The following is an 18651-nucleotide window of genomic DNA, read 5'->3' on the forward strand; positions in this document are numbered from 1 at the left end:
ATGAACCCCTCCCCCACGACGCCCGACGGCACCCCCGCCGAGACGGACGGCGTCGCTCCCGCCACCGCCGGGATCCCCGACGACCTGCGCGCCGCGGCCATGGACCGCGCCCGCCGGCTGCGCCAGGAGCCCCGCTTCCCCGGCGGCCCCGCGGCCGATCCGGCCGGCTCGCACCACGAGCGCCGGATCCGCAGCTTCCAGCCGCGCCGCAGCCGGGTCACCCCCGGCCAGCAGGACGCCCTGGAGCGGCTCTGGCCCAAGTGGGGCCTGGACATCGACGGGCTGCGCGTCCTGGATCTGGGCGAGCTGTTCGACGGGCTCCCGGTGGTCCTGGAGATCGGTTTCGGCATGGGAGAGGCGACCGCGCAGATGGCGGCCGACGACCCGGGCACCGGGATCCTCGCCGTCGATGTGCACACCCCCGGCCAGGGCAATCTGCTCGGTCTCGCGGACCGGAACGGAGTGTCCAACATCCGGGTCGCCAACGGGGACGCGATCATCCTGCTCCGGGAGATGCTGGAGCCGGACTCCCTGGACGGGCTGCGGGTCTACTTCCCCGACCCGTGGCCCAAGACCCGCCACCACAAGCGCCGGCTGATCCAGCCGGAGTTCCTGGACCTGGTGGCGCAGCGGCTGAAGCCCGGCGCGGTCCTGCACTGCGCGACCGACTGGGAGCCGTACGCCGAGCAGATGCTCGAGGTGCTGACCGCCCATCCCCGCTTCGAGAACACGGCGGCGGACGGCGGGTACGCGCCACGGCCCGCGTTCCGGCCGCTGACCCGGTTCGAGGGGCAGGGCCTGGACAAGGGCCATGTCGTGCACGACCTCCTCTTCGCCCGCAGCTGACCCCCGGCGCGCGGCGGCCGGCGCCGGACGCCGCCCCACGCCATGGCCGTTGTCGGTGCCGCTCGTTAGGGTCGTGGGGTGTCCGACGGGTCTGTTCCGCAGCAGCGGCAGTCGCAGCCGGCCGTCCCGGTGCTCGAGGAGCAGCGGGTCGGCGAGATTCTGGCTGCCGTGCCGGAGCGGAGCCAGTGGCGCTACCGGCCGCGCCGCGTCGGCCTGCTGTGGCGGAACAGGACGCTCCGCATCGCCGCCGTCTTCACCGCACTGGCCCTCTGCGGCCTGGTGATCCTGGCGCTGGTCCGCGACCAGACGGGCACCCAGGGCTTTCTCGTCGGTCTGGGCCTGGCCGTCCTGCCCGTACCGGTGCTGATGACGGCGTTCCGCTGGCTCGACCGGGTCGAACCGGGACCGTGGCGCAACATGCTGTTCGCCTTCGCCTGGGGCGCCTGTGCGGCGGCGCTGGTCGCGATCCTCGCCAACTCCTTCGCGACCCAGTGGATCGCCACCGCCACGGCCGACCCGGGCAGCGCGGACACCCTGGGGGCCACGGTCATAGCCCCGGTCGTCGAGGAGAGCGCCAAGGCGGCGGCCGTCCTGCTGCTCTTCCTGTTCCGCAGACGGGACTTCCACGGGATCGTCGACGGCGTGGTCGTCGCCGGGTTCGCCGCGACGGGCTTCGCGTTCACCGAGAACATCCTCTATCTGGGCAACGCCTTCGGCGAGGACCAGCAGATGGGCGCGGGCTTCGCCTCGGTGACGGCGGCGACATTCTTCGTACGGGTGGTGCTGACGCCGTTCGCCCACCCGCTGTTCACCGTGCTGACCGGCATCGGCTTCGGGCTCGCCGCGAGCAGCGCGTACCACCAGCGGGCCCGGCGCATCGCCCTCCCGCTGCTGGGCCTGGTCCTCGCGATGGGCATGCACGCCCTGTGGAACGGCTCGTCGACGTTCGGCCCGTACGGCTTCTACGCCGTCTACGGGGCCTTCATGGTCCCGGTCTTCGGGCTGGTGACCTGGCTGGCGATCTGGTCCCGCCAGCGCGAGCTGCGCACCCTCGCGGTCGAGCTGCCCGCGTACGCCGCGGCCGGCTGGCTGTCCCCCGTCGAACCGCTCGCCCTGTCCTCGATGCGGACCCGGGGCAAGGCCCGGGAGGCGGCACGCCAGTTGCACGAGGCGGCGGCAGCCGCCGCACACCCCTACGCCCCCGCGCATCACGCGCCGCAGACACCCGCGTCGGCGGCGGGCCGGGCCCGGGAGCACGGCAGGGCGGCGGCCCGTACGGTCGGCGAGTACGAGGCGTTCGCGACATCACTGGCGCTGCTGCGCCGGCAGGCCCGCCGGGGCACAGCGGGCCCGGACTACGCCGAACGCGAGCTGGAGCTGCTGCACCACCTGTGGCAGCGCAGACAGATCGCCGGCCCCGCCCTGGTCTTCGCGGCCCGGACCACGGGCCGGCTGCGCCCCGCCCACCTGCCCCCGCAGCCCCGCCCGTACCAGGGGTACGGATACGGGCAGCCCTACGGCGGCCATGCCCCGTACCCGTACGCCCCGCCGCAGTACGGCGCCGGCCCGTACCCCGCGCAGCAGTACGGCAGCCCCCAGTACGGCCAGCAGCCCTACGGCACCGCGCCGTACAACCCCGCCCCGCCGTACGGGTACGGCCACAACCCCCCGCCGCAGTCCTAGGCGGAGGCCTCGGTGAGCGTGGTCAGTTCCTGGTCCGTCAGCCGCAGGTCGGCGACCGCCAGCAGGGCCGGAAGCTGCTCGACCGTACGGGCGGAGGCGATCGGTGCGGCGACCGTCGGCCGGGACGCGAGCCACGCCAGCGCCACGGTCGCGATCTCCGCGTCCCGCTCCCGCGCCACCGCGTCGAGTGCGGCCAGGACCTTCTGTCCGCGCTCCGAATCCAGGTGGGCGCCCGCCTTTCCGGCCCGGACGCTGTCCACCGAGGTCCCCGGACGGTACTTGCCGGTGAGGAAGCCGGAGGCCAGCGCGAAGTACGGGACGGCCGCGAGCCCGGCCTCGGCCGCGGTGTCCTGGAGCTCGCCCTCGTAGGTGTCGCGGGAGACCAGGTTGTAGTGCGGCTGGAGCGCCGCATAGCGGGCCAGCCCCTCGCGCTCGGAGAACTCGAGCGAGGCGCGCAGCCGCTCCGGGCTGATGTTGGAGGCGGCGATCTCGCGGACCTTGCCGTCCTTCACAAGCTGGTCGAGGGCGGTGATGATCTCCTCGACGGGCACGGTCTCGTCGTCGAAGTGCGTGTAGTAGAGGTCGATGTGGTCGGTGCCGAGCCGGCGCAGCGACTCCTCGGCGGCGGCCTTGATGGTGGTCTCCGAGAGCCCCTTGTACGCGGGGTGGGCGCCGACCTTGGTGGCCACCAGGATGTCGGACCGGTTGCCGCGCGCGGCCAGCCACTTGCCGATGATCGTCTCCGACTCGCCGCCCTCGTTGCCCTCCACCCAGGAGGAGTAGGCGTCGGCGGTGTCGATGAAGTTCCCGCCGGCCGCAGCGTACGCGTCGAGAACGGCGAACGAGCGGTCCTCGTCCGCGCTCCAGCCGAAGACGTTGCCGCCGAGGGCGAGCGGGAAGACCTGGAGGTCGGACGAGCCGAGCTTGCGAAGTGAAGTCATGGGTGGAACAACCGGTTCCGACCGCTCCGCTTTTCCATGCCGTGTACACCCAATCCGGCGGGAGCGGGCCGGCCGGCGCAGACCGGCAGCCCTGACGTCGGGGGGTGAGCGTCAGGACTGCCGGGGTCGGGGCGGCCGGGAATCCGGCCGGGGGGCGGTCAGACCGTGAGGCCCCGGGCGCGCAGCCAGGCCATCGGGTCGATGCCCGTGCCGTCGGGGGTGTGGACCTCCAGGTGGAGGTGGGGTCCGGTCACGTTGCCGGTCGCGCCGACGCGTCCGATGGTGTCGCCGGTGGTGACCTTCTGGCCGACCGCGACATCGATCGAGGACTGGTGGCAGAACCACAGCTCCGTGCCGTCCTCCAGCTCCAGGACCGTGCGGTAGCCGTACGAGCCCGAGTAGCCGGCCGACTTGATCGTGCCGCTGTGGATGGCCTTGATCGGCGTACCGGTCGGCGCCGCGAAGTCGAGGCCCGTGTGATAGCCGGAGGACCACATCGAACCGGCCTCGCCGAACGTCGAGGTGATCGTGTACGAGGTGGTGGGCAGCGAGTAGCTGGCGGCGAGCTTGGCCAGCCGCAGCGCCTCGGCCTTCTTCTTGGCCTCCTCGGCCGCCTTCTTCTTCTCGGCGGCGACCTTGGCCTCGGCGGCGTCCTGCTGCTTCTTCGCCTCGGCGGCCGCCTTCTCCGCGGCGGCCTTCTCCTCGGCCGCCTTGGCCTCGGCGTCGGCGGCGCCCTGCTGCTGCTCGGCCTGCTGGAGGATGCGGGCGCGGAGCGCCTCACCGGCGTCCGTGGTGCCCTGCTCGGCCTCGGCGGTGGTGATGCCGGCGGTGGTCAGGGGGGCGGAGGCGGTCGCGGTCTCGGGCTTCCCGGCGTCGGACTCGCCCGAGAACAACGCGCTCACGCCCGGGAGGGACTTGGCGTCGGGGAGATTGTCCGCGATGGAATCGGGAAGAGAGATGGAGACCGGCGGCTTGCTCTGCGCGGTGGCCATGCCACCCGCACCGACGGCCGCGATGACACCGACGCCGAGGACGGTGGAGCTGCGGGCCAGACCATTGCGCTGCTTGGCGACGCGGTGCTTGCCGCGCACGGGACGGACGGACTCCTCGGTGGGATTCCATTCCTCCCAGGCCCGGTCGGCCTCGGCCTCGTCGGCGCGGAAGCCGTTGCCGAAGTCGCTGCCCCGATCGGTGCCGTAGTCGCTCCCGTGATCAGGACCGAACGCGGTGCCGGGCCCGGCCGTGAAGTCATGGCTGTACTCGGGCACGAACCGGGAGGGTGATTCGGGGGCAGGCTTGTTGGACGCCACGGGGGCGCACTCCTTTCCTTCCTTCTCGCCTACCGGGTTAGCTGACGGGTTCGGAGCAGGAAGGTCTCCTACGGGTGCCTCCGTCTCATGAGCAAGACAGAGATGCCCGATTCACCCCATGTAGGTGGTTCCCCGGTTCCCTTGCGGAATTCGGCGCTCGCGCACGGTGCCGCCACTGACGGCGGCTGGGACAACCGCGCTGCGTTATCGAACGTTAATAGACAGACGGGTCCGATTCCAAGCTGTTCCCACTGATCGTTCACGTCTTTGGCCTGGACTTTACGGGACACAACCGGGTGGAATCGGGCGAGTTGAACACCCGTCGGACACGACCCTATTTCTGACGTTGCGTCAAATGTTATGCGGAGGGGTGTCCTTCGACTACGGACGGTGGCACCGTCCCACGGCCCGCGCCTTCCCGTGCCCCGCAGGTCATCCGGCACCCTCGCCCAGACCCACGATCTTCACGGTCCTGCGCCGGTCGGGCTGCCCCTTCGCCGGCCGGACGACCGCGAGCAGCGCCATGTCGTCCGTCGACTCGCCCCCGGTGTGCAGCCGTACGTCGTCGGTCAGCGCGGACAGCAGCTCCTCGGGCCCCGGGAAGAGCCGCCCGCGCAGCCGTTCCGCCGGGTCGTAGAAGACACCCTCCGCGTTGCGGGCCTCGGAGAGGCCGTCCGTGTAGAACAGCAGCGTCCCCCCGTCCGGCAGCTGCCACTCGTCCGCGCGGTCCGGCCAGACACCCAGGTCCATGCCGAGCGGCAGCGCGGGCACCGAGGGCGCCAGCACCTCCAGCGCCCCGTCCTTGTGCAGCAGCAGCGGCTCGGGGTGGCCGCGGTTGACGATCCGTACCAGCGGGGCACCCGGCGGGATCTCCGCGAGCACGGCGGTGATGAACCCCTCGACGGCGTCGAGACCGCCCTGCCGGCTCGACTCGCGGGCCAGCGCGCGCTCCAGCCGCTGCGCCACGCCCTCCAGCGACTTCTCCTGCTCGGCCGCCTCCCGGAACGCGCCGATGACGATCGCCACCGCCTCGACCGCGTCCAGCCCCTTGCCCCGTACGTCACCGACCACCAGCCGCACGCCCTGCGGGGTGTCGGTCACCGAGAACAGGTCGCCGCCGACGAACTCGTCCGCCTGCGCCGCCTCGTAGCGCGCCGCCACCTGGAGACCGCCGATCCGCTCGGCCGGGGTGGGCAGCACCGCCCGCATGGCGGTCTCCGCGATGACCCGGGCCGAGGCCAGCTGCTCGTTGCTGCGCCGCACGACCCCGTTGATCACGACGGCGAGCACCGAGACCGTGAGGACGGTGAGCAGTTCACTGGTGAGGACCACGCCCGGCAGGGTGCCGCCGTACAGCACCTTCACGGCGACGGCGAGCAGCGCGGCGATCCCGACCCGGACCGTGCTGCCCAGCGTGAAGAACGGAGCGGCGATCAGCGGGGCGGCCGCGAACATCGGCACGGCCGTGAAGACGGGCGGGGTGAGGAAGTCGAACAGCACACCCACGACGATCATCAGCGCGGGCAGCGCCCGGACGAACCGGCGGGTCCCCACGCCTCCGGGATGTCCCCTCCGCTGCTGCTCCCGCATCCCCACCTGTGGTCTCCTGCCCGGTGCACCCACGGCCGCGGACGGTACCGCGCACCACTCCCAGCCTTCCCGGACCGGAGTCGCGGGGCGACTCCTCGTCGGCCAATGGGGGGTACCCCTCAACGAATCAGGCCCGGCACGCTGTATGCATGCCGGGCCTGATTCTTCAGTAGCGGGGACAGGATTTGAACCTGCGACCTCTGGGTTATGAGCCCAGCGAGCTACCGAGCTGCTCCACCCCGCGTCGGTAAACACAACTCTACGGCATGTTCGGCGCACTCATGACCACGGTCGCGGCGGGCGGGCCGCCACCGACGGGCGAGGGGGTAAATGCGGTGATATGACTGTTTTCGGATTCGGCTTTCGGAATCAGCCATTCGACGCGGCGCCTGGAGTGGACCATGGACGACTACCCCCTGCTCAACCTGTTCTGGACGATGCTCTGGTTCTTCCTGTGGATCATGTGGCTGTTCCTGCTGTTCCGGGTCATCATGGACATCTTCCGCAGCGACGACCTGGGCGGATGGGCCAAGGCCGGCTGGCTGATCCTGGCCCTGGTGCTGCCGTATCTCGGCGTCCTGATCTACGTGATCGCCCGCGGCAAGTCCATGAGCAAGCGCGACGTGAAGGAAGCGAAGGAGCGGGACGCGGCATTCAAGGCGTACGTACGGGACGCCGCCGGCACCGGCGAGGGCGGCGGCTCCTCGAAGAGCAGCCACGTCGAGGACCTGGCGAAACTCGCCGACCTCAAGGACAAGGGCGCGATCTCGGACGAGGAGTACCAGCGGGCGAAGACGAAGCTCCTGGTCTGACGCGAGCCGGGGGCGCACCCGGACACGGACACAGAGCGGCCCCGGACCGGCGCAGTGCCGGCCCGGGGCCGCGAGGTAGGCCGTGTGGGACTCGAACCCACAACCAACGGATTAAAAGTCCGCTGCTCTGACCAATTGAGCTAACGGCCCTCGGCGAATCACCCCCGAGCATAGCCCGCCCCGCCCGCGCAGCCGATCGGGTATCGGCTGCGCGGCCCCGTCACCGGGGAGGGGAGCCGCTCAGGGGATCAGAAGATGCCCTTGTACGTCTGCCAGCCGGTGGCGATCCGGGTGCGGGCGCCGAACGAGCCCTTGCCGTTGCCGTTGTTGCGGAACAGATTGCCCGCCGGGTCGCGCAGGACGATGTCGTTCCTGCCGTCGCCGCTCAGGTCGCCGACGCCCACCATGGCGTTGTAGGTGGAGCCCCAGTCGGAGAACACCTTCACCCGGGGCGCGAAGCGGCCGTTGCCCAGGCCGTCGTAGCGCCACAGGCCGCCGTTGCGGTCGTGGCCGAGCAGGTCGGGGATGCCGTCGCCGGTGATGTCGCCGACGCCGGCGATCTGGGCGTACGTCCGCCAGTCGGTGTTGATCCGGGTCTTCACGGCGAACTTCCCGCCGGGCGCGCCCGCGTAGAAGTACATGTCGCCGGTGGACGTCTGACGGGCCACGAGGTCGGACCGGCCGTCGCCGTTGAGGTCGCCGGGCGAGGTCAGCACGTCGTACTGCTGCCAGCCGCCGCCGATCACGGTGTGCTTGCCGCCCGGCGTGTAGCCCGAGGTGCCGCAGCGGCCGGCGTACTGGCGCAGTTCGCCGCCCGGCATCCGTACGAGCAGCTCGGAGCAGCGATCGCTGCCGGTGTCCGTGAACGGGACGGCCAGCGTGCCGGCCGGCCAGCCGGAGCCGGACTTCTTGCCGCTGAAGGTGCCCGGGTCCTGCCCGAACTGGACGGTCAGGCCGCCCGAGGAGTTGAGGGTGACGAGGTCTCCGGTGCTCAGGCCACCCTGGTCGTGGAAGCCCGCCCTACCGCCTCCCAGGTAGACGGCCCCGCTGGTGGTGTACGTACCTGCCCCGTCCTCGGCCGTCGCCTTCAGGCTCCAGGTGTGCCGGCCGTTCAGCGAGTAACCGCCCGCGTCCGTCCTGCCGTCCCAGGCGACGTCCGCCTCGGTACCGGAGTCGCCCTTGAGGGTGCGCACCGTACGGCCGGTCGGGTCCTTGACGGTGTAGGTCCAGGTGACGGGCTTGCTGAACTGCCAGGTGCTGAGCCAGGCCGACAGACCGTTGACGCCCTTGATGTCGACGGAGTCACCGCCGACGTCGGAGGCGAGCTTCGCCAGGGGCTGCGCGGGCACCCCGCTGGGCACGATGTGGAGCGTCTGCGCGGCATCCACGTACGCGATGTCCCCGCCGAACTTGTCCACTGCCCAGGTCAGCCGCCGCTGGTCGGCGGTCTTCCCGGCGGGCAGATCCGCCACCGCGCGGGGGGCCGCCGCCGTGCCCGTGTGGAAGTCGGTCAGCAGCAGCTTGCCCGCCGTCCGGTCGTGCCGGACGAGATAGCCGTCGCCGACGAGGGCGGGGCCGGACGGCACGGTGAACGACTTCTTCGCCGTCCGGTCGTAGACCCCCGCCGCACCCGTGGTGCCGCAGTTCCAGTAGACCCAGCGGCCGACCGCGCGCACCTCTTTGATCACACAGGGGGCGCCGGTGGCGGCCTTCTCCACGACCTTGGAGGTCTCCAGGCCGGTCGCGGTGAGCGCGCCGGTGGCGGAGGCCGCCGCCCAGAGCGAGGTGCCCCAGACGGAGGCCGCGGTCGGGGTGCGGACGATGGGATCGGCGGTCGACGTGTAGCCCGGGTACACGCCCGCCTGCTGCCGGGCGGGCGAGCCGCCCTCGACCGCGTACGCGCGGCCGGTCAGGTCCACGATCTTCGCGGTGCCGGCGGGGTAGTGGACCCCGGTCCCGCGGTACGAGTTCCCCGGCGCCCGGAACTGCACGCTCTCGGTCCCGGCGTCGTCGCCGTCGACGAACACCACGCCGACGTCCCCGCGGCCCGAGGCGACCAGCCCGACGCAGCCGCCGTTGTCGCAGGGCACGGTCCTGAGGTGTGCACCGTTGGCGTACGTCCCGGCGAAGGCGAGGCTCTCGCGCGCCCCCGCGGTCGTGCCGTCGGCCGACACCCCGCGCTCATAGACCATCTGGTCGCCGGAGGCGCTCCGCTCCACGGTGACCAGCCGGCCCCCCTGGAAGTCGAGGCCGTGGACGCCCGTGGTCGCCACGGCGGCCGGGGCCGGCCCCGCGGCCGTCGCCGGGACGGCGCCCGCAGCGGCGAACAGGGTGGCCCCCGCCACCGCAACCGCCAGCGCGGCACGGCCTCGGACGGACGTGGTCAAAGAAATCCCCTCCCGGGTGACGGATCGAGTCCTGCGGGTGTGCGCGGCCGGTGTCCGTGCCGACCGGGTGCCCGCCGTCACGACAGCTGTCCGTACATCTGCCAGCCGCCGCCGACCTTCGTCCGCGCGGCCAGGGCGCCCTTGCCGTCGCCCCGGTAGCTCCACAGCACCCCGGACGTGTCGCGGGCGAGCAGGTCCGCGCGGCCGTCGCCGTTGAGGTCGCCGGCGCCGACCAGCGCGTCGTACATGGTCCAGCCGTGGCCGACCTGGACGCGCGTGCCGAGCGTGCCCTTGCCGGTGGACGGGTAGCGCCAGACCACGCCCGCGCCGTCGCGGGCCAGCAGGTCGCCCCTGCCGTCGCCGTCCAGGTCGCCCATGCCCGCCAGGAGGTACTTCTGCCAGCCGTAGCCGATCTTCACCCGGGGCTCGAAGAGGCCGTTGCCCTTGCCCCGGTAGAAGTACAGGTCGCCCTCGGGCGTCCGGCCGAGCAGGTCCGCGCGGCCGTCGCCCGTCATGTCGCCCGGCGAGGTCAGGGTGTTGAACATGTTCCAGCCCGTGCCGATCTTCGTGTACGGGGTGGCGGGCGTGAGCGCGGCGCCGCAGGCGGGCCTGTACGTGCGCAGCTCGCCGGCCTTCGTACGGACCAGCACGTCGTTGCAGCGGTCGCCGCTGACGTCCTCGAACGGCACGGCGGCGGTCACGGTGCTGCCGCCCGTCCAGCCGGACCCGGAGACCTTCGTCTCGACCCGGCCGGTCCCCGTCCCCGTACCGGCCCGCCAGTCGGCCACTCCGGCCGGGGTGAAGGCGAGGAGGTCGCCGAAGCCGTCGTTGCCGACGAAGTCCCGCGCCGCGGCGGCGCCTCCGGAGACCTTGACGGTCCCGGACGTGGTCAGAGCGGCGCCCACACCGTCGGCGGGCTCGGCGGTGAGGGTCCAGGTGTAGGCGCCGTTGGCGGCGTACGCGCCGCCGGCGGTCCTGCCGTCCCACGATGCCGTCACCAGGCCGCGCGCCTCACCGCCGGTGAGCGTGCGGACCGCGGTTCCGGTCGCGTTGTTCCTGAGCGTCAGCCGCCAGGAGGCGGCGGGCTTGGAGAGCCACCAGGTGCCCTCCGTCTTCGGCGCGGGTGCCCGCAGGTCGAGCGTGCCGGCGGGCGCCTTCGCGTCGATCACCGACAGCGGTGCGGCCGGGACGCCCGTGGGGACGACGCGCACCCGCCGGTCGCCCCCGGTGTACGCGACATGGCCGCCGAAGCGGTCAACGGTCCAGCCGGAGCGGCGCACGGTGCTCGTGCCCAGGTCGGCCGCGCTCACCAGGGACCGCTGGGGCAGGTCGGCATACGCCCCGCCCGCCGGCAGGCCGTTGTGCAGATCGAAGAGGGTGAGTCCGGCGCCCTCGGCCCGGGTGACGAAGTAGCTGTCGGCGAGGAGGGTGTCGGCGGAATCCGGCGCGCTCACGACGCGCCCGGTCTGCCGGTCGTAGACGCCCGCGCTCTCGTCCCAGCTCTCGCCCCGGCACGCCCAGTAGACCCAGCGGCCTGCGGCCTGCAGCTCGGTGGGGACGCACTTGTCGGGCGTGGTGAAGGAGATGCCGGCCGCGCCCGTCGCCAGGTTCTTCGAGGACACGGTGGACGAGCCGGGAAGGCTGCTCCACAGCGTGCTGCCCCACAGGGCCGCGGCGGCCAGCTCCCGGCTCTCCAGGACCTTCCCGGGGTCGGTGCCCCCCTGGAACTCGACGGCCTTCTTGAGGTTGCCCGACGCCTCGTTCACCACCGCGAAACGGCCGGAGAGGTCCACGAGCTCGGGGGACATCAGGCCGGTGGTGAGCCGGGGCCCCCAGTCCGCCTCGCCGTTGCGGAACAGCATGGTCTGGCCCTGTTCGGTACCGTTCCTGCGGCCGTGGAACCCGTCACCGCTCGCGAACATCGTGACGCAGTACTCCGCGTCCACCCAGCCGCAGTCCGCGTCCCGCCCGCCGGTGAGACCGTCGACCGTCGTACGGACCTCGGCCGGGCTGCCGGAGGTCTTCAGCCAGGTGCTGCGGTAGCTGCCGATGTACGTACCCGGCATGAACAGGCCCGAGTCGTCCGCCGTGGTGAGGATGCCGCTGCCGAGGGAGATGCCCGCGGGCCGCGCCGGCATGTCCTCGATGTCGGCGACGCGCGTGCGCTTCACCTTGCCGTCGGCGCCTTCCGTGAACCGGTAGTAGCCCCAGTCGAGCGGGCCCCGGTCGGTCCTGGTCTCGGCTCCCGTGACCAGGAGGGAGCCGTCCGGCATCCGCGCGAGATCGGTGTGCGCGACGGCCAGCAGTTCCTGGGGGGTCCGGCCGTCGTCGAAGATCCGCAGCAGGCTCCGGCCGCGGTACTCGTTGTCCCCGCCGTTGAGGGAGCCGACCCCCACGAGCGAGTTCCCGAGCGTGCGGAACGTCGTGTCGTACGCGTAGTTCCCGAGGTCCACCTTGCGGGGCTCGGCCGTCAGGCCGTCGCGGTCGAGCACCTCGGCCTCGTACGAGCCCACCTGGAGCACGGTCCCCCGGTCGAGGGTGACCGAATCGGCGTGCTCGTCGAGGGTGTCGAGCCTGCCGGTGGCGAGGTCGACGAGCCACCAGCCGTTCGTCATGGTGGTGTCCTCCCAGAGGATGCCCCGGACGACGATCGAGCGGGCGTCGCCCTCGGAGACCGTCAGGTTCCACCCCTCGGGAAGGCCGTCCAGCTTCTGGTCCTCGACCTTGCCGTCCACCGTCCGCAGCAGGTGAAGGCCCGTCACGGCCCTGTCGGTGCCGGTACGGGTCACGACGGTCGTCCCGTACGTGCCGACGTACGTCTGGCCGGCCGGGATCGGGACGGTGACGGCCGGCCCGGTGCCGCGCTGCCGCAGGGCGACCTGCGGGCCCGGGCTCCGGGTGTGGAGCGCCACGGTGTCCGAGCCGTAGCCGAAGCCCGTGGGCCAGTCGCCGCGGGGGCGGCCGGACTCGGGGTCGTACTCGAGCGGCTTCGGGAGTCGGTCGGGCAGTACCGTGGCCGCCCCGGTGGCGTAGTCGGTCCAGCGCAGGCGGTCGTCGCCCTCACGCGCCGTCAGGAAGCCGGTCTCACCGGCGTTCAGCACACTCGTGGCACGCGGTACGAAGCGTGCCCCGGGGCTCACGACGACGGTCCCGGGGGGCGTGTCGGCGACCGCCGTCCCCGTGGTGATCGCGCCCGCCCCGGCCGTCATCGCCAAGGTGACCAGAAGTGCGATACGGCCGGACGCGCGCCGGCGTCTCCACCCGCTGGATGAGTGGGTCACGGTGAAGGTCCCTCCCCAGGAACAAGGCACGGGGGGAACGCGGAGAAACACGTACGCCGTCGCGGTGCGGCGGCTGCCGCTCGCACCCACCCCCCGGCAGATGCGGCGACTTTAGCAGCAGTGACGGACACCTGGACGGGTATTTCGAACCCGTTCAAAGTGAGGAACCGCGCAGGCCGGCGAGGCTTCGCCCGGAGCATGCGAAAGCGGGCCCGTCCATCCAGGACGGGCCCGCTCTCAGCAGACCTTCAGCAGGTCTTCAGTGCACTCAGCCGTGCACTCGCACTCAGCCGTTGCGCTTCCAGCGCGGCTTGTCGTCACGGCGGCCGAAGGAACCGGTGTTCGTGCCGGTGTTGGCACCGCGGTGGTCGTCACGGCGGCCGGTCGGGCGGTCGCTGCCGCCGGAGCGGAAGCCGCCCGACGGACGGTCGTCACGGCGGTCGCGGTTGAACGGACGGTCGCTGCCGCCGGAGCGGAAGCCACCGGACGGGCGGTCGTCACGACGGTCGCGGTTGAACGACGGGCGGTCGTTGTCGCGGTTGAAGGACGGGCGGTCGTCGCGGCGCTCGAAGGAGCGGCCGCCGCGGTCGTCACGACGGTCGTTGCCGCCGGAGCGGAAACCGCCCGACGGACGGTCGTCACGACGGTCGCGGTTGAACGACGGACGGTCGTTGTCACGGCGCTCGAAGGGACGGCCGCCGCGGTCGTCACGACGGTCGTTGCTGCCGCGGAACGACGGGCGGTCGTTGCTGCCCCGGTAGCCGCTGCCGCCGGTGGGACGGCCGCTGCGCTCGCCGACACCGCGGTCGTTGCCGCCCCGGTAGCCGCCGCGGTCGCCACCGCGCTGGTCGCGGTCGCCGCGGTTGTCCCGGCGCTCGTAGTTGCCGCGCTCGTCACGACGCTCCTCGCGGGGCGCCGGCTGCTCCGGCACGGACGCGGCGGCCGCGAGGGCGGCCTCCGCCTCGGCGACGGCCTCGGCCACCGCGACCTCGGGGTCGTCGCCCCGCTCGCGCGCGGCGCGGGCGACCAGCCGGCCGGCCTCCTCGCGCAGCTCCACGGCACGGCGCTGGACGCGCTCGAGCTGCTTGCTGAGCTCGGCGGCCTCGCGCTCGGCCTGCTTGGCGGCGTTGTTCGCGGAGTCGGCCTGGACCTCGGTGAGCGAGCGGGCGCCGGTGATCTCGGCGACCTCGGGCTCGAAGACGCCCGCGCCCTGGACGATGTGGCGCGAGGCGTCCACGCCCGCGTCCTCCATCAGGCGGAAGATCTGGCGGCGCTGGTGCGGCAGCGCCAGCGAGACCACGACACCGGACTTGCCGGCGCGGGCGGTACGGCCCGAGCGGTGCAGGTAGTCCTTGTGGTCACCGGCCGGGTCCACGTTCAGGACCAGGTCGATGCCGTCGACGTGGATACCGCGCGCGGCGACGTCGGTCGCGACGAGCGCGTTGACGTAGCCCTTCTTGAAGTCCTCCAGGACCCGCGTACGGGCGCCCTGGGTCATGCCGCCGTGCAGCGCGTCCGCCTTGACGCCCGCGTCGACGAGCTGCTCGGCGATGCGGTCGGCGCCCAGCTGGGTGCGGACGAAGATGATGGTGCGGCCCTTGCGGGCGGCGATGGCGGAGGTGACCGGAGCCTTGTCCTTCGGCTTCACGACGAGGACATGGTGCGACATGGTCGAGACGTTGCCCTGGGCGGAGTCGACCTCGTGGGTGACCGGGTTGCTCAGGTAGCGCTTGACCAGGGTGCCGATCTCGTTCTCCATGGTGGCGGAGAAGAGCATGCGCTGGCCGCCGCCGGGGATCTGGTCGAGCAGCTCGGTGACCTCGGGCAGGAAGCCCAGGTCGGACATCTGGTCGGCCTCGTCGAGGACGGCGACCTGGACGTTCTCCAGGGAGCAGGCGCCCCGGTTGATGATGTCGCGCAGCCGGCCCGGGGTGGCGACGAGGACGTCGACACCGCGCTCCAGCGCGTAGATCTGGTTGCCCATCGACGTACCGCCGCAGACGACCTTCATCTTCAGGCCGAGCACGTCGCCGTACGGCTGCAGTGCGTCCGCGACCTGCATCGCGAGCTCACGCGTCGGGGTCAGGATGATCGCGCGGGGCTTCTTCTTCTCCGTGTGGCCACCGGCCAGCGCGGCCAGCGTCGGCAGGCCGAAGGAGAGGGTCTTGCCGGAGCCGGTACGGCCACGGCCCAGGATGTCCTTGCCGGCCAGGGCGTCCGGGATGGTCGCCGCCTGGATCGGGAAGGGAGCGGTCACACCGTTCTGCGCGAGCTTGCGGACGATGCCCTCGGGCAGGCCCAGGTCGGCGAAGGTGACGGTCGGCTCGGCGTCGGCCTGCTCGGCCTGGGGGGCGTCCGCCTGGATGGCTTCGGCGGACTCGGCGACGACGGCCTCCGCGGCAGCGGCGACCTCGTTCAGCTCGTCGTTCTCGACGCTCTGGGGCATGACGGTGTGGTCAGAACTGGAAATTGACATGCGAAATGCGAAACCTTCCGGAGTCTCGGCACGCGCCCGTAACTCCGTGATTCGCAATTTCGACCGCCTCAATGCGGTCCAGCCACGGCAAGGGAGAGTACGCGCCACACGGCGCTCTTCTGTGTCGGCGCCGGGCAATGGGATCAAACGATCTACCACCATACGCACTCTCACCCACATCGCGCAAACCGCCCCCGCCGACCGCCCCCGTCAGGCGGGTCCCACCTGCGGTGATGCCTCGGGAGTCCGCGTCCACTCCGAGGCGCCCGGCGCACCCATCGCCTGGTTGCGGAACTGCGCGGCCGGCGAAGCGGAGGGCACCGGCTCGGCCTCCGAGGGCACCGGTTCCGGCTCCGGCGGGTCCGGCGGCTGCGGGGTCTGCGGCGCGCCGGGCCCCTGGTCCGACGGAGCGGGTGATTCCGGCTGCTCGGGGGCGCCGGGCCGGGCCGCCGACAGCGCGGGCGCCGGGCGACGGCCGCCCCGGGCCTGATCGGGGCCGCCGGACTCCGTACCGGGGCTGCCCGAGGGGGAGGCGGAGGCGCTCGGGTCGTCCGAACCGGCGCCCGGCCGGTCGCCGTGCGCCCCGGAGCCGCCGGTACGGGCGTGGCCGGTGCCGGCCACCGTGGCGCCGTCGGGCTCGGCCGCCGCCCCCTTCGGCGCGGCGGTATGCGAGGGCTCGGGTTTCCCGCCGTCACCGCCGATGCTCATACAGCCGGTGGACGTGGCGATCGTCACAACGGTGACGGCCGCCCAGCGGACGGGGGCGGGCAACTGGCGCACAGGGGCACCTCCGGGGGCGCGAGGAAGGACGGAGCCGGACGGAAACGAGCCGGGAGCGCTGTGCCCAACTCCCGCCGCCCCGCCGGGGACACGCCCCCGGACAGGTCCGCACACCTCATTCACACCTCACGGCGCACCGCCCGGAACGCACGCCCCTCCCCCTCACCCGTAACCGAGCGCGTGCAGCCTCTCGTCGTCGATGCCGAAGTGGTGGGCGATCTCGTGGACGACCGTGATCTCCGTCTCCGCGACGACGTCCTCGCGCGTCGCGCACATCCGCAGCGTCGGCCCCCGGTAGATGGTGATCCGGTCGGGCAGCACGCCCGCGTACCACTCGCCGCGCTCGGTCAGCGGGGTGCCCTCGTAGAGCCCGAGGAGTTCCGGATCATCGGACTCCGGCTCGTCCTCGACGAACACCGCGACGTTGTCCATCAGCCGCGTCAGCTCCGGCGGGATCCGGTCCAGGGCCTCGCCGACCAGTTCCTCGAACGCTTCCCGCGTCATCTCCAGCACCCCGCCATTGTCACGTACGGCCGCCGGATGCGCCCCGGAGCACGGGCGGCGAACCCGGGCACCGCACGGGCATACCTGCTCCCGGACCGGGGCATAGGCGCCCAATGGTCCGCGTCCGGCAGTTCCTCCGTCCCCGGCCCCGCCCCGGCCGCCGCCCCCGCCCGCCCGGCGGTCCGCTCACCGTCTCGCCGCGCCCCTTCGTCCGCGCCCTGGGCCTGGTCACCGTCGTGCTGTTCGGCGCCTGGCTGGGGCTGCTGGTCGTCGGCAGTGTCCGGACGCCTGTCGGCCCCATGGACACGACCATGACCCTGCGGCCCTCCCTCACGGGCGGCACCAAGATCAACGTCTCTCCGCTCGGGGCCCTGGAGCTGGACTCCCACCACGCCCCGGTCCGGCTCGACGTCGATGTCGACCGGCTGGACCCGGTCCGCTCCCAGGCCCTGGTCCAGCACCCCGAGCGCCTCGCGGGCCTCCAGGACGAGGTGGGCGGGGACGTCGCGGCCGGGACCCGCGAGCTCGCCGTGCGCTCCTGCGTCGCGGTGGTCTCCGGCGCCACCGCGCTCGGCCTCGCCGTCTACCGCAGGCCCCGGCGCGCCCTGGCCGCCGGGGGCCTCGCGCTCGCCCTGCTGGCCGCGTCCGGCCTCGGCGCGTACGCCACCTGGAATCCGAAGTCGGTCCTGGAGCCCCGGTTCTCCGGACTGCTCTCCAGCGCGCCCTCCGTGGTCGGCGACGCCCGCTCGATCGTCACCGACTTCGACGTCTACCAGCAGGAACTGGCCCGGCTGGTCACCAACGTCACCAAGCTGTACGACGCCACCTCGACGCTCCCCGTGTACAGCCCGGACCCCGCCACCCTCCGCGTCCTGCACGTCTCCGACATCCACCTCAACCCGGCGGCGTGGCACATCATCGGCTCGCTCGTGGAGCAGTACGACATCGACGTGATCATCGACTCCGGCGACACGATGGACCACGGCGCCGCCGTCGAGAACAGCTTCCTTGACCCGATCAGCGATCTCGGCGCCCCCTACATCTGGGTGCGCGGCAACCACGACTCGGCGGTGACGCAGAAGTACCTGGAGCAGAAGAAACGGTTCAGGAACGTGCATGTGCTGGACGAGGGCCGGGCGGTCAGCGTCGGCGGCCTGCGGGTCGCGGGCATCGGGGACCCGCAGTTCACCCCCGACCGCACCGGGCCCGAACAGGCCGAGGACGTGGAGGGGACGGCGGGCGACCGGCTCGCCGCCGCCCTGGAGGAGCAGCGGCGGGCCGGCACCCCCGTCGACATCGCCGTGGCCCACGAACCGGAGGCGGCCCGCCGGACGGACGGGTCGGTCCCGCTCGCCCTGGCCGGCCATGTGCACCACCGGCAGAACGAGCTCATGAAGGGCGGCACCCGGCTGATGATCGAGGGATCCACGGGCGGCGGCGGGCTGCGAGCCGTACAGAACAAGAAGCCCGAACAGGTCCTCGCCTCGGTCCTCTATCTGGACCGCTCCACCCGCCGTCTGCAGGCCTGGGACGAGATCACGCTGGGCGGGCTCGGCCTGACGACGGCCGAGGTCAGCCGCCATCTGCCGGCGGAGAAGACGGCCGTCCCGAGCGCACCCCCGACCTCCCCCACCCCCTCGCCGTAAACCGTTTTGGCGATAGCTGCCGCCATCCCATATGCTTCTCACGTCCCCGACGCGCTGGAAAGCGCGCAGGTGGGCCCTTAGCCCTCATCGTCTAGTGGCCCAGGACGCCGCCCTTTCAAGGCGGTAGCACGGGTTCGAATCCCGTTGGGGGCACGCTTAAACGTGTGCGAGACTTGTCTCGCACATTGCTTGGTCCTGTGGAGCAGTTTGGAGTGCTCGCCACCCTGTCAAGGTGGAGGCCGCGGGTTCAAATCCCGTCAGGACCGCTGCAGCCCGTATGAGCTGCGTGGCTGGGTAGCTCAGTTGGTACGAGCGATCGCCTGAAAAGCGATAGGTCGCCGGTTCGATCCCGGCCCCAGCCACCACCCGAAGGCCCCGTCCGATGGACGGGGCCT

The 18651-nt window shown here is 72.3% G+C and carries 12 protein-coding genes, 5 tRNA genes and 1 riboswitch; of the genes, 7 read left to right on the forward strand and 10 right to left on the reverse strand.

All coding sequences use genetic code 11. From position 1 onward, the window contains the following. Window positions 1-846 carry a tRNA (guanosine(46)-N7)-methyltransferase TrmB gene (gene trmB / locus RLT58_RS16575; RefSeq protein ID WP_399131899.1) on the forward strand — a complete coding sequence of 282 codons (846 nt, stop codon included), beginning with the start codon at window positions 1-3 and terminating at the stop codon, window positions 844-846. Window positions 847-924: 78 nt separating this feature from the next. Next, on the forward strand, window positions 925-2529 hold the full coding sequence (locus RLT58_RS16580) for a PrsW family glutamic-type intramembrane protease (protein WP_311311164.1): 1605 nt from the start codon (window positions 925-927) through the stop codon (window positions 2527-2529). Here the strand turns inward: RLT58_RS16580 and RLT58_RS16585 are convergent. The 4 genes from RLT58_RS16585 to RLT58_RS16600 form a co-directional block, all read right to left on the reverse strand. Beyond that, on the reverse strand, window positions 2526-3470 hold the full coding sequence (locus tag RLT58_RS16585) for an aldo/keto reductase (RefSeq protein ID WP_311311165.1): 945 nt from the start codon (window positions 3468-3470) through the stop codon (window positions 2526-2528). The genes RLT58_RS16580 and RLT58_RS16585 overlap by 4 nt on opposite strands. Before the next feature lie 158 nt (window positions 3471-3628). After that, window positions 3629-4780 carry a M23 family metallopeptidase gene (locus tag RLT58_RS16590; RefSeq protein ID WP_311311166.1) on the reverse strand — a complete coding sequence of 384 codons (1152 nt, stop codon included), beginning with the start codon at window positions 4778-4780 and terminating at the stop codon, window positions 3629-3631. Window positions 4781-4791: 11 nt separating this feature from the next. Next, window positions 4792-4946, reverse strand: a riboswitch (cyclic di-AMP (ydaO/yuaA leader). A gap of 266 nt (window positions 4947-5212) precedes the next feature. Beyond that, on the reverse strand, window positions 5213-6334 hold the full coding sequence (locus RLT58_RS16595) for a PP2C family protein-serine/threonine phosphatase (protein WP_311311167.1): 1122 nt from the start codon (window positions 6332-6334) through the stop codon (window positions 5213-5215). Between the two features lie 206 nt (window positions 6335-6540). Beyond that, window positions 6541-6614 (reverse strand) — tRNA-Met (locus RLT58_RS16600). Between the two features lie 157 nt (window positions 6615-6771). Between RLT58_RS16600 and RLT58_RS16605 the strand changes: the two genes are divergently transcribed. Then, window positions 6772-7182, forward strand: coding sequence for an SHOCT domain-containing protein (locus RLT58_RS16605; RefSeq protein WP_311311168.1), 411 nt, complete (start codon window positions 6772-6774; stop codon window positions 7180-7182). A 76-nt stretch (window positions 7183-7258) separates the two neighbouring features. Here RLT58_RS16605 and RLT58_RS16610 read toward each other — a convergent pair. The 6 genes from RLT58_RS16610 to RLT58_RS16635 form a co-directional block, all read right to left on the reverse strand. Then, a tRNA-Lys gene (locus RLT58_RS16610) sits at window positions 7259-7332 on the reverse strand. 98 nt (window positions 7333-7430) lie between these two features. Next, window positions 7431-9569, reverse strand: coding sequence for an FG-GAP repeat domain-containing protein (locus RLT58_RS16615; protein ID WP_311311169.1), 2139 nt, complete (start codon window positions 9567-9569; stop codon window positions 7431-7433). 77 nt (window positions 9570-9646) lie between these two features. After that, on the reverse strand, window positions 9647-12850 hold the full coding sequence (locus RLT58_RS16620) for an FG-GAP repeat domain-containing protein (RefSeq protein WP_311311170.1): 3204 nt from the start codon (window positions 12848-12850) through the stop codon (window positions 9647-9649). Between the two features lie 286 nt (window positions 12851-13136). Next, on the reverse strand, window positions 13137-15296 hold the full coding sequence (locus RLT58_RS16625) for a DEAD/DEAH box helicase (RefSeq protein WP_311311171.1): 2160 nt from the start codon (window positions 15294-15296) through the stop codon (window positions 13137-13139). 240 nt (window positions 15297-15536) lie between these two features. Next, complete coding sequence (locus RLT58_RS16630; protein WP_311311172.1) at window positions 15537-16106, reverse strand: hypothetical protein; 570 nt, start codon at window positions 16104-16106, stop codon at window positions 15537-15539. Window positions 16107-16268: 162 nt separating this feature from the next. Further along, window positions 16269-16619 carry a metallopeptidase family protein gene (locus RLT58_RS16635; RefSeq protein ID WP_311311173.1) on the reverse strand — a complete coding sequence of 117 codons (351 nt, stop codon included), beginning with the start codon at window positions 16617-16619 and terminating at the stop codon, window positions 16269-16271. 104 nt (window positions 16620-16723) lie between these two features. Here RLT58_RS16635 and RLT58_RS16640 point away from each other — a divergent pair, with 104 nt between their 5' ends. The 4 genes from RLT58_RS16640 (at window position 16724) to RLT58_RS16655 (ending at window position 18621) form a co-directional block, all read left to right on the forward strand. Then, window positions 16724-18256: a metallophosphoesterase family protein gene (locus RLT58_RS16640; RefSeq protein ID WP_311311174.1), complete on the forward strand. Its 1533-nt coding sequence runs from the start codon at window positions 16724-16726 to the stop codon at window positions 18254-18256. A gap of 80 nt (window positions 18257-18336) precedes the next feature. Next, window positions 18337-18409, forward strand: a tRNA-Glu gene (locus RLT58_RS16645). Between the two features lie 38 nt (window positions 18410-18447). Further along, a tRNA-Asp gene (locus RLT58_RS16650) sits at window positions 18448-18522 on the forward strand. Between the two features lie 22 nt (window positions 18523-18544). Beyond that, a tRNA-Phe gene (locus RLT58_RS16655) sits at window positions 18545-18621 on the forward strand. The last annotated feature ends 30 nt before the right edge of the window (window positions 18622-18651 follow it).

This window comes from Streptomyces sp. ITFR-16 (assembly GCF_031844705.1).
Taxonomy (GTDB): Bacteria; Actinomycetota; Actinomycetes; order Streptomycetales; family Streptomycetaceae; genus Streptomyces.

Excerpts from the sequence above, each read along its gene's own strand:
- trmB (WP_399131899.1), top strand. The coding sequence starts at position 1 with ATGAACCCCTCCCCCACGACGCCCGACGGCACCCCCGCCGAGACGGAC.
- RLT58_RS16585 (WP_311311165.1), bottom strand. The coding sequence starts at position 3,470 with ATGACTTCACTTCGCAAGCTCGGCTCGTCCGACCTCCAGGTCTTCCCG.
- RLT58_RS16605 (WP_311311168.1), top strand. The coding sequence starts at position 6,772 with ATGGACGACTACCCCCTGCTCAACCTGTTCTGGACGATGCTCTGGTTC.
- RLT58_RS16625 (WP_311311171.1), bottom strand. The coding sequence starts at position 15,296 with ATGCCCCAGAGCGTCGAGAACGACGAGCTGAACGAGGTCGCCGCTGCC.
- RLT58_RS16640 (WP_311311174.1), top strand. The coding sequence starts at position 16,724 with ATGGTCCGCGTCCGGCAGTTCCTCCGTCCCCGGCCCCGCCCCGGCCGC.